Genomic DNA, 13,430 nt, shown 5'->3' with positions numbered 1-13,430 from the left:
GGCTTCATCGGCGAAGTGGCGGTGTCGGAGAAGAACTTCCTCGGCCGCGGCCAGTATGTCCGCCTCGCCGGCACGCTCGGCGAAAACGTCCAGGGCATCGACTTCAACTTCACCGAGCCCTACTTCCTCGACTACCGTGTCGCGGCCGGTTTTGATCTGTCCTATCGCGAGACCTCTTCGACGAGCTACAGCCCGTACAACACCACCACCGGTGGCGGTACGCTGCGCGTCGGCCTCCCGCTCACCGACGAGCTGACCCTCGGCCTGCGCTACACGCTGTCGCAGAAGGAAATCTCGATCGACGAGGACGATATCGCCACCTACGGCCAGATCTCCTGGGCGTTGCTCGAAGTGAACAACGATCCGGCGATCACTTCGGCGGTCGGCTACACGCTCAGCTACAACATGCTGGACAGCAACATCGACCCGACCAACGGCTACCTGCTGGAGTTCAAGCAGGATCTGGCCGGCCTTGGCGGTGATGTGAACTACATCCGCTCCACCTTCGATGCGCGCTGGTACATGCCGGTCTATGGCGACGTGGTGCTGATGCTGCGTGGCCAGGCGGGCAATGTCTCCTCTTGGGGCGGCGAGGACCTGCGTATCCTCGACAACTTCTTCAAGGGTCCGGACCTCGTCCGCGGCTTCGAATCGAACGGCATCGGCCCGCGCGACTTGGCCTCCGGCCTTGACGGCTCGGATCCGGACGCGCTGGGCGGCACGCTCTACTGGGGCACGACGGCGGAACTGCAGTTCCCGCTCTCCTTCCTGCCGAAGGAAGTGGGTCTGAAGGCGGCGGTGTTCGCCGATGCCGGTTCGCTGTGGGACTACCAGGGCGACACCACCTTCGAGAACATCGCTGGCTGGCAGAACAATCTCGTCGATTGCAGTGCCATCGAAGGGTCCTCGACGAAGGGCATGGCCAATGTGTGCGTCGCCGACAGCGACTCGATCCGCTCCTCGGTGGGTGTCAGCCTGATCTGGAAGTCGCCCTTCGGCCCGCTGCGCTTCGATTATGCGTGGGTGCTGTCGAAGCAAGACTACGACCAGGAACAGGCGTTCCGCTTCAGCGGCGGCACCCGTTTCTGAGGTTCGCGCCCGATCCTAGGCGTCCACATCTTTGGCGGAATACGACGGCCCGGCTCGCCCGGGCCGTCGCTTCATTGGGCGACGGGCATGTCCGGCACGATGCAGTCAGCGGCTGATCCTCTCTTTCACCGTCCGGTTGGGAGCTTTTCCCTCGACGAGCTCTGCGCGCTGGTCGGCGGTCGGCTCGTCGAGCCGCTGGCGGGCGAACGGCAGGTGGCCGGCGTGGCTTCGCTGGAAGATGCTGGGCCGGACGACGTCACCTATATGGACGGCGCCCGCTTCGTGCCGGCGCTGAGGGCGACCCGCGCCGGCGTCTGCCTGATCGGTGAGCGTTTCCTCGACGCGGTGCCGGCCGGCGTGGTGCCGGTGGTGGTGAAACGTCCGCACGCCGCCTTCGTCGCCTTCTCCCGCGCGCTCTACCCCTCGGCGCTGCGTCCGGTTTCGGTGTTCGGTCAGCCGGGCGTTGCCGCCGGCGCCATGGTGCATCCGCAGGCGCGACTCGAGGACGGTGTCACCGTCGATCCCGGCGCGGTGGTCGGGCCGGGCGCGGAAATCGGTGCCGGCACCATCGTCGCCGCCGGCGCGGTGATCGGGCCGGGCGTGCGCGTCGGTCGCGACTGCACCATCGGCGTCGGGGCCAGCGTGCTGCATGCGCTGCTCGGCGACCGGGTGATTCTGCATCCGGGCGTGCGTATCGGCCAGGACGGCTTCGGTTATGTCGGCGGCGCCGGCGGCCACGCCAAGGTGCCGCAGATCGGCCGGGTTATCGTGCAGAACGATGTCGAGATCGGTGCGTCCTCCACCATCGACCGTGGCGGCCTGCGCGACACGGTGATCGGCGAGGGCACCAAGATCGACAATCTCGTGCAGATCGCCCACAACGTGGTGATCGGGCGGCATTGCGTCATCGTCTCGCAGACCGGTATTGCCGGCAGCGCGACGCTGGGCGATTTCGTCATGCTGGGCGGGCAGGTCGGGGTGATCGGCCATGTCCGCATCGGCGACGGGGCGCGGATCGCCGCGACCAGCAATGTGAAGAACGACGTCCCGCCGGGCGTCGAATGGGGCGGTTCTCCGGCGCAGCCGATGCGGGACTGGTTCCGGGAAGTGATGGCAGTCCAGCGCCTTGCCCGTGCCGAGCGCGGCAGCGGGCGGGCGGCTGACGAAGGACAGAAGAACTCATGAGCGAACAGGCCGAAACCAGTCTCGGCGCGGCGGACATCCAGAAGATTCTCGCCGCCCTGCCGCACCGCTACCCGTTCCTGATGGTCGACAAGATCGTCGGCATCGAGGGCGACAAGCGCGCGGTCGGCATCAAGAACGTCTCCGCCAACGAGCCGCATTTCCAGGGCCATTTCCCGGACAACCCGGTGATGCCGGGCGTGCTGATCCTCGAGGGCATGGCGCAGACCGCCGGGGCCATCTGCCTGTTCGAGCGGGCCGAGGGCGGCAAGCCGTCGCTGGTCTATTTCATGACCATCGACAAGGCGAAGTTCCGTCGACCGGTGGTGCCGGGCGACGTACTGGAGTACCACATGACGCAGATGACCAAACGCCGCAACATGTGGTGGTTCCGTGGCGAGGCCAAGGTCGACGGCCAGCTGGTCGCCGAGGCCGAGGTCGGGGCGATGATCGCCCAGGGCGGCGGCAAATGAGCGGCAGCGCACGCATCCACCCCACCGCGCTGGTCGAAGACGGCGCGGTGCTGGGCGAGAACGTCGAGATCGGCCCGTTCTGCACCGTCGGCGCCAATGTCGAGCTCGGCGAGGGCGTCCGGCTCATCTCCCATGTCGTGGTGGCCGGCCACACGCAGATCGGCGCCCATTCGGTGGTCTATCCCTTCGCCTCGCTCGGCCAGCCGCCGCAGTCGGTGCACTACAAGGGCGAGCCGTGCCGGCTGATCGTCGGTGAGCGGTGCATCATCCGCGAGCATGTGACGATGAACATTGGCACTGCCGGCGGCCACATGGAGACCCGGGTCGGGGCGCACGGCTTCTTCATGGTCGGCAGCCACGTCGCGCATGACTGCGTGATCGGCGAGCGGGTGGTGTTCGCCAACAATGCGACGGTGGCCGGCCATGTCACGGTGGGCGACAATGTCTTCATCGGCGGGCTCGCGGCGGTGCACCAGTTCACCCGCATCGGCGACGGCGCGATGATCGGCGGCATGTGCGGCGTGCATTTCGACGTCATCCCGTTCGGCCTGATGATGGAGGGCCATCCGGGGCTGCGCTCGCTCAACTATACCGGGCTGAAGCGTCGCGGCCTGTCGCTGCAGCAGCGCCGCGAATTGCAGGGCGCCTATCGCGAGCTGTTTTACGGCGCCGGCACGCTCGCGCAGCGCACGGATCGCGTGGCCGAGCATTTCGGCGAGAACGCCAATGTCATGCGGATCGTCGAGTTCGTCCGCACCGCCGGCAAGCGCCGCCTCACCGTTCCCGCCGATGCCGACGACAATGGCGCCGAGCCCGACGCCGCCTGAGGCTCCCGGGCTCGCCGCCGCGGCGCCCGTCATGCCGGGCGGCGAGCCAAGCGGCGAGCCGCTTGCCATCATCTGCGGCGGCGGGGCTTTCCCGCTGGCGGTCGCCGAGGCGGCGACGCGCGCCGGACGGCGGGTGCATCTCTTCGCCCTGCGCGGCCTCGCCGATCCCGCCGTGGAGGCCTGGCCGCACAGCTGGATCGCCCTCGGCCAGTTCGGCAAGCTCTGCGCGGAGATGCGCCGGCGCGGCTGCCGCGACGTGGTGTTCATCGGCAATGTGCTGCGCCCGCGCCTCCTCGACGTGAAGTTCGATTGGGCGATGGTGCGGCAGCTGCCGCGCATCTTCCGCATGCTGCGCGGCGGCGACAATCATTTGCTCACCGGCGTCGGCGAGGCGTTCGAGGATGCCGGCTTCCGGCTGCTCGGCGCCCATGAGGTCGCGCCGGAGATCCTGGTGCCGGCCGGCCAGCTCGGCCGGGTGGCGCTCGGCCGTGACGAGCTCGACGACGTGCTCACCGGCCGCCACGCGCTGGCGGTGATGGGGCCGCTCGATATCGGCCAGGGGCTGGTGGTGATCAACCGGCACGTCGTCGCCGTCGAGGCGGCGGAGGGTACCGACCTGATGCTGCGCCGCTGCGCCGAGCTTCGGGCCAATGGCCGCATCCGCCGCCGGGCGCCGTCCGGCGTGCTGGTGAAGGTGCCGAAGGTGGCGCAGGATAGGCGCTTCGATTTGCCCTCGCTCGGCGTCGCCACCGTCGAGGGCGCGGCGGTGGCCGGGCTCGCTGGCATCGCGGTGGAGGCCGGCGGGGTCATCGCCACCGATCTCGCGGCGATGATCCGCGCGGCGGATACGGCCGGCCTGTTCATCTACGGCTTCGCGCCGGAAGCGGACGGGGAGGCCGGCCGATGAGCCAGACGCCGGCGCGACCGCTCTCGGTCTTCCTCATCGCCGGGGAGGATTCGGGCGACGTGCTGGGCGCCGGACTGATGCGCGAGCTGGGCGCGCTCACCGGCGGCGCCGTCGCCTTCACCGGGATCGGCGGACCGCGCATGGAGGCGGCCGGCCTTGCCTCACAATTCCCGATGGACGACATCACTGCCATCGGTGTCGGGCAGGTGGTGGCCGGCCTGCCGCGCATCCTCAAGCGCATGCGCGAGGCCGCCGACGCCGTGGTGCGCGCGCGCCCCGACGTGCTGGTGCTGATCGACGCGCCGGATTTCACCCACCGCGTCGCCCGCAAGGTGCGGGCGCGGCTGCCGGACCTGCCGATCGTCAAATATGTCGCGCCCACCGTGTGGGTGTGGCGACCCGGGCGGGCGAGGGCGATGAAGCCGGATGTCGACCGGGTGCTGGCGGTGCTGCCCTTCGAGCCGGAGGTGATGGCGCGGCTCGACGGGCCGCCCACCACCTATGTCGGCCATCCGCTGCTCGGCATGCTCGACGAGATCCGCCCGAATGCCGAGGAGGCGCTCCGGCGTGCCGGCAAGCCGCCGCTGCTGCTGGTGCTGCCGGGCAGCCGACGCTCGGAGCTGCAGCGGCTGGGGCCGCTGTTCGGCGACGTGCTGGCGCGGCTGGTGGCGCAGGTGCCGGACCTCGAACTGGTGCTGCCGACCCTGCCGCGCCGGCGGGCCGAGGTGGAGGCAATGGTGGCCAGCTGGACCGTGACGCCGCGCATCGTCGTCGACGAGGCGGAGAAGCACGCCGCCTTCCGCCGCGCCCGCGCCGCCTTCGCCGCGTCCGGCACGGTGACGCTGGAGCTGGCGCTCGCCGGCATCCCCTCCATCGCCACCTATCGCGTCCACTGGCTGGAGGCGCGCTTCGCCTATCACGTGCTCAACATCACCTCGGCGATCCTGCCCAATCTCATCCTCGGCGAGAAGGCGATCCCGGAATACCTGCAATGGTATATCGACCCGCCGGCGATGGCGGCGGTGCTCGCCCGGCTGATCGAGGGCGGGCCGGAGCGCGAGGCCCAGCTCGCCGCCTTCGAGCGGCTCGGCGAACTGATGGGTGTCGATGGCGAGACGCCGAGCCGGCGCGCTGCCCGCGCGGTGCTGGAGGTGGCGTGGTCGCGCCATCCTGACGTCCTGCCAGCGGCCACCGGTGGCTGAACGGCGCCGAGCTGGCCGTCACGCACGCTCGACACAGCTTGCCCGGCTGGCCGCGCGCTTCCCGGCATTGCGACGCGGCCGGCAAGTCCGGAGCGCGTCGCGTCTCGCGACATGGGCCCGGAAAGAGGTTTCCTGAAACGAAATGCCCGCCATCCGGGGTCGGAGGCGGGCATCGTCATTTCACGCAGCCGACTGCGGGACGGCAAGGATGGCGGCACGCGAGCCGCCATTCGCCGCCACCCGGCTCACTTGCGGCGGGCGATCGGCACGTAGTCGCGGCGGGAGGCGCCGGTGTAGAGCTGGCGCGGGCGGCCGATGCGCTGGCCGGGATCCTCGATCATTTCCTTCCACTGGCCGATCCAGCCCACGGTGCGGGCGAGGGCGAACAGCACGGTGAACATCGAGGTCGGGAAGCCGAGGGCGCGCAGGGTGATGCCCGAATAGAAGTCGATGTTCGGGTAGAGCTTGCGCTCGACGAAATACTCGTCCTGCAGCGCGATGCGCTCCAGCTCCACGGCGATGTCGAGCAGCGGATCGTCCTTGATGCCGAGCTCGCCGAGCACCTCATGGCAGGTCTTCTGCATGATCTTGGCGCGCGGGTCGTAGTTCTTGTAGACGCGGTGGCCGAAGCCCATCAGGCGGAACGGGTCGTTCTTGTCCTTGGCGCGCTTGATGAATTCCGGGATGCGCTCCACGGAGCCGATTTCGCCGAGCATCTTGAGCGCCGCCTCGTTGGCGCCGCCATGCGCCGGTCCCCACAGGCAGGCGATGCCGGCGGCGATACAGGCGAAGGGGTTGGCGCCGGAGGAGCCGGCGAGGCGCACGGTGGAGGTCGAGGCGTTCTGCTCGTGGTCGGCGTGCAGGGTGAAGATGCGGTCGATGGCGCGCGAGAGCACCGGGTTCACCTTGTACTCCTCGCAGGGCACCGAGAAGCACATGCGCAGGAAGTTCGAGGCGTAGTCGAGGTCGTTCTTCGGGTAAACGAAGGGCTGGCCGATATGGTATTTGTAGGCCATGGCCGCCAGCGTCGGGATCTTCGCGATCATCCGCACCGAGGCGATCATGCGCTGCTGCGGGTCGGCGATGTCGGTGCTGTCGTGATAGAAGGCCGAGAGCGCGCCGACCGAGGCGACCAGCACCGCCATCGGATGGGCGTCGCGGCGGAAGCCGTGGAAGAAGCGGCTCATCTGCTCATGCACCATGGTGTGGCGCGTGACGCGGTAGTCGAAGTCCGCCTTCTGGGCGGCGGTGGGCAGCTCGCCATAAAGCAGCAGGTAGCAGGTCTCGAGGAAGTCGCCGTCTTCGGCCAGCTGCTCGATCGGGTAGCCGCGATAGAGAAGGACGCCCTCGTCGCCATCGATATAGGTGATCTGGCTCTCGCAGCTCGCGGTCGAGGTGAAGCCGGGATCGTAGGTGAACATCCCGGTCTGGCCGTAGAGCTTGCCGATATCGACGACCTGCGGCCCGATCGTGCCGTTCAGAATCGGGAGTTCCCAGCTCTTGTCGCCGATACTGAGTGTGGCCGTGTTCGCGGAAGTGCCGTTGATGGCGTCCATGCGGGGTCTCCCTGAGAGTCTATGGACCGAACGAAGCGGAGCGCGTCGGCGGAGGTTCTCGCCTTGTTGTGCGACAGCCGTTTCCGAGGGGCCTTCTATGCTCCCCAGTGGCTGGACGCGTAAAGTCGTAACGGTTTAGAACCGTGCTCGCAAGCGCAGCGGGCACGGTAGCCCAATAACATTGAAATCCAGTAACGGCAGGGCGTTTCGTGGATTTCGCACCTGCATCAACACTTCGTCGTACGACCCTCAGGCCGCCCGTGCGGCAGGTGCCTGATCGGCGATGCGCGCCAGCGACTCGTCGCGCCCCAATACCGCCAGCACGTCGAAGATGCCGGGGGAGGTGGTACGGCCGGTCATGGCGGCGCGCAGCGGCTGGGCGAGGGCGCCGAGCTTCACGCCCTTGGCCTCGGCGACGGTGCGCACCGCGGCCTCGGTGCTGGCGGCGGTCCACTCGCCGGTCGCCGCCAGCGCCGCATGGGCGGCGGCGAGCAGGGCGCGGGCATCGTCGGTGAGCAGCGCCTTGGCCTTCTCTTCCATGTCGAGCGGGCGCTGCTTGACGATGTAGCCGGCACTGTCGATCAGCTCGATCAGCGTCTTGGCGCGCTCCTTCAGGCCGGGCATGGCGGCGAGGAACTGGGCGCGCTTTTCCGGGGTGAGCGCGGCGGCGATCTCGGCGCCGTTCGGCAGGTGGGGCAGCAACTGGTCGATGGCGACCATCAGCTCGGCGTCCGGGGTCGCCCGCATGTAGTGGCCGTTGATGTTCTCCAGCTTAGCGAAGTCGAAGCGGGCCGGCGAGCGGCCGACGCGGTCGAGATCGAAAAGCGCGATCATCTCCTCGGTAGAGAAGATCTCCTGGTCGCCATGGCTCCAGCCGAGGCGGACGAGATAGTTGCGCAGCGCCGCGGGCAGGTAGCCCATCGCCCGATAGGCGTCGACGCCGAGCGCGCCGTGGCGCTTGGAGAGCTTGGCGCCGTCCGGCCCGTGGATCAGCGGGATATGCGACATGATCGGCACGTCCCAGCCGAGCGCACGGTAGATCTGCGTCTGGCGGGCGGCATTGGTGAGATGGTCGTCGCCGCGGATGATGTGGGTGACGCCCATGTCGTGGTCATCAACCACCACCGAGAGCATGTAGGTCGGCGTGCCGTCCGAGCGCAGCAGCACGAGGTCGTCGAGTTCCTTGTTCTGGAACACGACGCGGCCCTGCACGAGGTCGTCGATCACCGTCTCGCCTTCGGTCGGCGCCTTCAGCCGGATGGCCGGCTTGGCGCCGGTGGGGGCCTCGCCGGGATCGCGGTCGCGCCAGCGGCCGTCATAGCGCGGGGCGCGGCCTTCCTTGCGGGCGGTCTCGCGCATCTCCTCCAGCTCGGCGGAGGTGGCGTAGCAGGGATAGGCATGGCCGGCGGCGAGCATCTGCTCCACGGCCTCGCGATGCCGCCCGGCGCGGGCGAACTGGTAGATGACGTCACCCGACCAGTCGATGCCAAGCCAGGACAGGCCGTCGATGATCGCGTCGATCGCTTCCGGGGTGGAGCGCTGGCGATCGGTGTCCTCGATGCGCAGCAGCATCTTGCCGCCCTTGGCATGGGCGTACAGCCAGTTGAACAGCGCGGTGCGGGCGCCGCCGATATGGAGGAAGCCGGTCGGGGAGGGGGCGAAGCGGGTAATGACGGTGTCGGACATCGGGTTTCCGTGTCGTCGCCCGGCGCAGCGTCGCGGGCGGTAGCGGTCGGGATGCGTGCGTGTACCATAGGAGCGCGAGCGGGGAAAAGACGCCGTGCGGCAAGAGGCCGGCGACAAGGGGTCGGCGGCACCGTATCGCGCGGGGGACGTGGGGGACATGGCGGGCGATCGTGTCGGGCGCGCGAGGGCGCGGGCAGGGGTGCAGGCGGTCGCCGTGCCCATGCCCGTCCATGCGCCTGCCGCGGCGGTCACCCTTGCCGGCGGCACCCGGCCTCCGCTGCCGGTGCGGCTCGCAGGCGTGCTCGGTGCCCTGCTGGCACGCGAGGTCGAGGACCGGCGCGGCGCGCTGTTTCTGCCGGTCGGCTTCGCGCTCGGCATCGCCCTCTATCTCGGCGCCGCCGCCGAGCCGTCGCCCTATGCCGGGCCAGCGGCCTTCCTGGTGCTGCTCGGCCTCGCCTTGGCGCTGCGGGCGCGGCCCTTCGCCTTTCACGCGCTGGCGCTGGCGGCGAGCGTGGCGGCCGGCTTCGGCCTCGCCAGCCTGCAGGTGCAGCGCATGGCGCATCCGGTGCTGGCGGCGCCTCTCGCCGGCGTCACGGTGAGTGGCACGGTCGAGCAGGCGGAGCTGCGCCCGCGCGGCAGCCGCATCGTGCTGAAGGTGAGCGGCTTCGACCGTCCGCCCAAGGTCGTTCCGCAGCGCGTGCGCATCGCGCTCGCCACGGCGAGCCCGCCGCCGGTCGGGACGCATGTCAGCCTGCGCGCCGATCTCGCGCCGCCGCCGGGGCCGGCCTATCCCGGCGGCTTCGATTTCGGCCGGGCGGCGTGGTTCGAGGGTATCGGCGCCACCGGCTATGCGGTCGGCAAGTGGCGGGAGACGCCGGCGCCGGAACCCATGGGCCTCGGGCTCGCCTTTTCCGCCTGGCTGGAGGCGAGCCGGCAGGCGATGGCGGCGCGCATCCGTGCGGTACTGCCGGGCGAGGCCGGCGGTGTCGCCGTGGCGCTGGTGACCGGCATTCGCGGCCAGGTGCCCGAGCCGCTGGAAGAGGCGATGCGGGTCTCCGGCCTGTCGCACATCCTGTCGATCTCCGGCCTGCACATGGCGCTGGTGGCGACGACGGTGTTCTTCCTCGCCCGCGCGCTGCTCGCTTTGTGGCCGGGGCTGGCACTCACCCGGCCGATCAAGGCCTGGGCGGCGGTGCCGGCGCTGCTTGCGGCCACCTACTACCTGCTGCTCTCCGGCGCCGAGGTGGCGACGCAGCGCTCCTATGTGATGACGCTGCTGGTGCTGTGCGGCGTGATGCTCGGCCGCCCGGCGCTCACTTTGCACACGCTGGCGCTGGCGGCGCTGATCGTGCTGACGCTGGCTCCCTGGGCGCTCCTCGATCCCGGCGCGCAGATGTCCTTTGCCGCGACGCTGGCGCTGGTCGTCGTCTATGAGCGGGGCGGTCGTCGGCTCCTTGCCGCCGGAACCGGCCGGGTGCCGTGGTATGCCTCCGGCCCGACGCGCTGGTTGGCGGCGCTGGCGCTGACCTCGCTGGCCGCCGGGCTCGCCACCGCGCCCTATGCCGCCTACCATTTCCAGCGCCTCGCGCCGCTGAGCCTCATCGCCAATCTCGCCGCCACGCCGCTGGTGAGCTTCGTCATCATGCCGGCCGGTCTCGTCGGCACGCTGGCCATGCCGTTCGGCTGGGAGGGCCCGGCCTTCCGGGTGATGGGCTGGGGCATCGACGCGATGAACGCCGTCGCGCGCTGGGTGGCGTCGCTGCCCGGCGCCGATGGCGGCGTGCGGGCGATGCCGCTGGCCAGCCTGGTGCTGATCACCTTCGCCTTCCTCGCCGCCTGTCTGTTGCGCACCCGGCTGGCGCTGGTGGCGGCCGTGCTGGCGTTTGCCGCCGGCGGGCCGATCCTCGCTGCCCGCCCGCCCGACGTGCTGATCGACGCGCAGGCGCGGACGGTGGCTGTGCGTGGGCCGGATGGCCAGCTCGTCCTGATGGGCGACCGACGCAAAGGCCTCGCCGAGCGCTTCGCCGCGGAGCAATGGTTTTCGGCGGAAGGCATGCGCGGCAAGGGAGCGGGAACGAGAGCGGGCGCGGAAGCCAAGGCGAGCGGAGTCGGGGGGACGGGAGCCAAGACGGCGGGAACTGGGGGAACGGGAGTGGGGGTGACGGGAGCCAAGGCTGCGGGAGGAGGGGTGACAGGAGCTGAGATGTCCGCAGCAAGGGCAACGGGCGCGGCATCGTCGACAGAAGCCTTCGCGCCGACGAATGTCCGGCAGACGGCTTCCATCGCGAAGCCCGCGTCGATAGGTATCACGACGGAGTCAGCTACGATCGCGATGGCCCCCGCCGGCACGTCGCCCGGCGACGCGCCCACCAAGAATACAATGTTCGGAAGCTTACCCGCCAAGAATACGCCCGCCAAAAGTGAGGCGGTCAGGAGTGAGGCTGCCGGGGGCGGGAACGCGGGGAGCGAGACTGCCGGGGGCGAAACTGACAGCAGAGCGACCGCCAGGCGCGAGGCCGCCAGCGGCACGGTTGCAGGGGCGACCTCCGGTCTACCGCTCTCGTCCGCCGCTAGGAGCGAGCCTGCCAGTGGCACGGTTGCTGGGACGGCTTCCGGTCTCCCACTCTCATCCGCTGCCGGGAGCGGGGCTGCCGGGGGCACGGTTCCCGGTGCCTCCTCCGGTCTGCCGCTCACATCCGCGGCTAGGAGCGGAGCCGCCAGCGGCACGGTTGCCGGCGCCGCCTCCGGTCTACGGCTCTTGCCTGCTGCCAGGAGCGAGGCTGCCAGTGGCACGGTTGCCGGCGGGGCTTCTTCCACTCTCCCACTCTCGTCCACTGCCGGGAACCGAGCCGCCAGTGGCACAGTTGCAGGGGCGGCCTCCGGTCTCCCACTCTTGCCCGCTGCCGGGAGCGGAGCCGCCAGTGGCACGGTTCCCGGTGCGGCCTCCGCTCTCCCGCTCCCGTCCGTCGCCGGCCCGACGACCGTAAGCCCCGCGCAGGCCTTGCCGGTGGGTGTCGCCCGATGCGATGCGCTTGGCTGCGTCCTGCCGGCGCGCGACGGTCGGCTCGTGGCCTATCCGCTCGATCCTGCCGCGCTGGTCGACGATTGCCGGCGGGCGGCGCTGGTGCTGAGCCGCTTCACGGCGCCGGCAGATTGCGCCGCCGAGGTGATCCAGCTCGGCCGCGCCGGCGAGGGGGCCGGCATCGCCTTGCGGCTCGATCCGGAGGGAGTCTGGCAGCGCATCGATGCCCGCCCTGCGGACGGCACACGCCCCTGGTTGCCGGGGTGGTAGCGATGACCGCGCGGCCACAACGAAGCACGCGCCATCACGCAGCCGACGATTCCAGGGTGGGCGACGTCGCTCATCGCCCGTCTGACGCCGGCGGCCGATCGGCTCTCCGCCGGTTAAAACCCCGCCGATCCCACCCCCGCCGATCCAGCTTCCGCCGGCTTCGCCGCGGTCCATCCTGGCGGCACCAAAGGCCCGGTTCCTTCCGACTGCTTCCGCCTTCGGCCCACCGCCATCGGATTCTCCCGATGAGTGTCGGCCCGCTCGTCGGGGTTTGGCAGTCGGTCGGTGCGCCTGCCGAAATCTCAGTAGCGGCGGAACAGGCCGACCAGCCGGCCCTGGATGCGCACCCGGTCCGGCCCGAAGATGCGGGTCTCGTAGGCCGGGTTGGCGGCCTCCAGCGCGATGGAGGCGCCCTTGCGGCGCAGGCGCTTCAGCGTCGCCTCCTCATCATCGATCAGCGCCACCACGATCGAACCGTTCTCGGCGGTGTCGCCACGGCGAATCAGCGCCAGGTCGCCGTCGAGAATGCCGGCCTCGATCATCGAATCGCCGCGCACTTCCAGCGCGAAATGCTCGCCGCTGCCCAGCATGTCCGCCGGCATGGCGATGGTCTGGCTCGCCGACTGGATGGCGGAGATCGGCGAGCCGGCGGCGATCCGGCCCATCACCGGGATCGGGATCGGCCGGGCCAATTCCTCTTCAGCGGCGGGCGAGGCGGTCGGCTTGGCACGGCCGAGGCTGCCCTCGATCACGCTGGGCGCGAAGCTGCGCGCCGGAGCCGGTGTCGCCGCCGCTGTCTTGGGAACCGCCTGCACCGTTTCCGGCAGGCGGATCACTTCCAGCGCCCGCGCGCGGTTCGGTAGCCGGCGGATGAAGCCGCGCTCCTCCAGAGCGGTGATCAGCCGGTGGATGCCGGACTTGGACCGGAGGTCGAGCGCTTCCTTCATCTCCTCGAAGGAAGGCGGCACGCCGCTCTCCTTCAGCCGTTCATGGATGAAGCGGAGCAGTTCGTGTTGCTTGCGGGTGAGCATCAGCGCAGGTCCGTCCCCAGCGGTCAGGCAAAATGAAACAAATCACGAACAAACACTATCCGTTCTTTTTGTGTTCCACAATCGGTAAATAAAGCGCTAAGCGGTCGACGCGGCGGCGGGCTCCGACTAGTGTATGCAATGTCATATTGATTGCTCATGTTATATGCAGTTTTGAGATCCGCTCA

At 69.7% G+C, this 13,430-nt stretch carries 10 protein-coding genes; 7 read left to right on the top strand and 3 right to left on the bottom strand.

The features are described from left to right. The 6 genes from LGR54_RS23300 to lpxB form a co-directional block, all read left to right on the top strand. On the top strand, nucleotides 1–1,089 hold a 1,089-nt coding region (locus tag LGR54_RS23300; RefSeq protein WP_230364351.1), incomplete at its 5' end, for a BamA/TamA family outer membrane protein. An 87-nt stretch (nucleotides 1,090–1,176) separates the two neighbouring features. Beyond that, entirely contained in the window at nucleotides 1,177–2,274 is a 1,098-nt protein-coding gene (lpxD, locus tag LGR54_RS23295; RefSeq protein WP_230364350.1) for a UDP-3-O-(3-hydroxymyristoyl)glucosamine N-acyltransferase, read from the top strand. Continuing rightward, nucleotides 2,271–2,744 carry a 3-hydroxyacyl-ACP dehydratase FabZ gene (fabZ, locus tag LGR54_RS23290; RefSeq protein ID WP_214009916.1) on the top strand — a complete coding sequence of 158 codons (474 nt, stop codon included), beginning with the start codon at nucleotides 2,271–2,273 and terminating at the stop codon, nucleotides 2,742–2,744. Before lpxD ends, fabZ begins: the two co-directional genes overlap by 4 nt. Next, nucleotides 2,741–3,571 carry an acyl-ACP--UDP-N-acetylglucosamine O-acyltransferase gene (gene lpxA / locus LGR54_RS23285; RefSeq protein WP_230364349.1) on the top strand — a complete coding sequence of 277 codons (831 nt, stop codon included), beginning with the start codon at nucleotides 2,741–2,743 and terminating at the stop codon, nucleotides 3,569–3,571. Before fabZ ends, lpxA begins: the two co-directional genes overlap by 4 nt. Beyond that, nucleotides 3,546–4,478: an LpxI family protein gene (locus LGR54_RS23280; protein WP_230364348.1), complete on the top strand. Its 933-nt coding sequence runs from the start codon at nucleotides 3,546–3,548 to the stop codon at nucleotides 4,476–4,478. Before lpxA ends, LGR54_RS23280 begins: the two co-directional genes overlap by 26 nt. Beyond that, complete coding sequence (gene lpxB, locus LGR54_RS23275) at nucleotides 4,475–5,680, top strand: lipid-A-disaccharide synthase (RefSeq protein ID WP_230364347.1); 1,206 nt, start codon at nucleotides 4,475–4,477, stop codon at nucleotides 5,678–5,680. The genes LGR54_RS23280 and lpxB overlap by 4 nt, the downstream gene beginning before the upstream one ends. A 245-nt stretch (nucleotides 5,681–5,925) precedes the next feature. Here the strand turns inward: lpxB and gltA are convergent, their stop codons facing one another. Together gltA and gltX are read right to left on the bottom strand one after the other, a co-directional pair. After that, nucleotides 5,926–7,236 (bottom strand): citrate synthase, encoded by a 1,311-nt coding sequence (gene gltA, locus LGR54_RS23270; RefSeq protein WP_230364346.1) that lies wholly within the window; start codon nucleotides 7,234–7,236, stop codon nucleotides 5,926–5,928. Between the two features lie 249 nt (nucleotides 7,237–7,485). Continuing rightward, nucleotides 7,486–8,922, bottom strand: coding sequence for a glutamate--tRNA ligase (gene gltX, locus LGR54_RS23265; RefSeq protein WP_230364345.1), 1,437 nt, complete (start codon nucleotides 8,920–8,922; stop codon nucleotides 7,486–7,488). A 157-nt stretch (nucleotides 8,923–9,079) separates the two neighbouring features. Here gltX and LGR54_RS23260 point away from each other — a divergent pair, with 157 nt between their 5' ends. After that, nucleotides 9,080–12,214, top strand: coding sequence for a ComEC/Rec2 family competence protein (locus LGR54_RS23260; RefSeq protein ID WP_230364344.1), 3,135 nt, complete (start codon nucleotides 9,080–9,082; stop codon nucleotides 12,212–12,214). Between the two features lie 302 nt (nucleotides 12,215–12,516). Here the strand turns inward: LGR54_RS23260 and lexA are convergent, their stop codons facing one another. Further along, nucleotides 12,517–13,245: a transcriptional repressor LexA gene (gene lexA / locus LGR54_RS23255; protein ID WP_230364343.1), complete on the bottom strand. Its 729-nt coding sequence runs from the start codon at nucleotides 13,243–13,245 to the stop codon at nucleotides 12,517–12,519. Between the last annotated feature and the right edge of the window lie 185 nt (nucleotides 13,246–13,430).

The sequence above is a fragment of the Ancylobacter sp. Lp-2 genome (assembly GCF_020523795.1).
Taxonomy (GTDB): Bacteria; Pseudomonadota; Alphaproteobacteria; order Rhizobiales; family Xanthobacteraceae; genus Ancylobacter.
The sequence above is the reverse complement of the archived record's forward strand: the minus strand, read 5'-3'. Positions and strand labels throughout refer to the sequence as shown.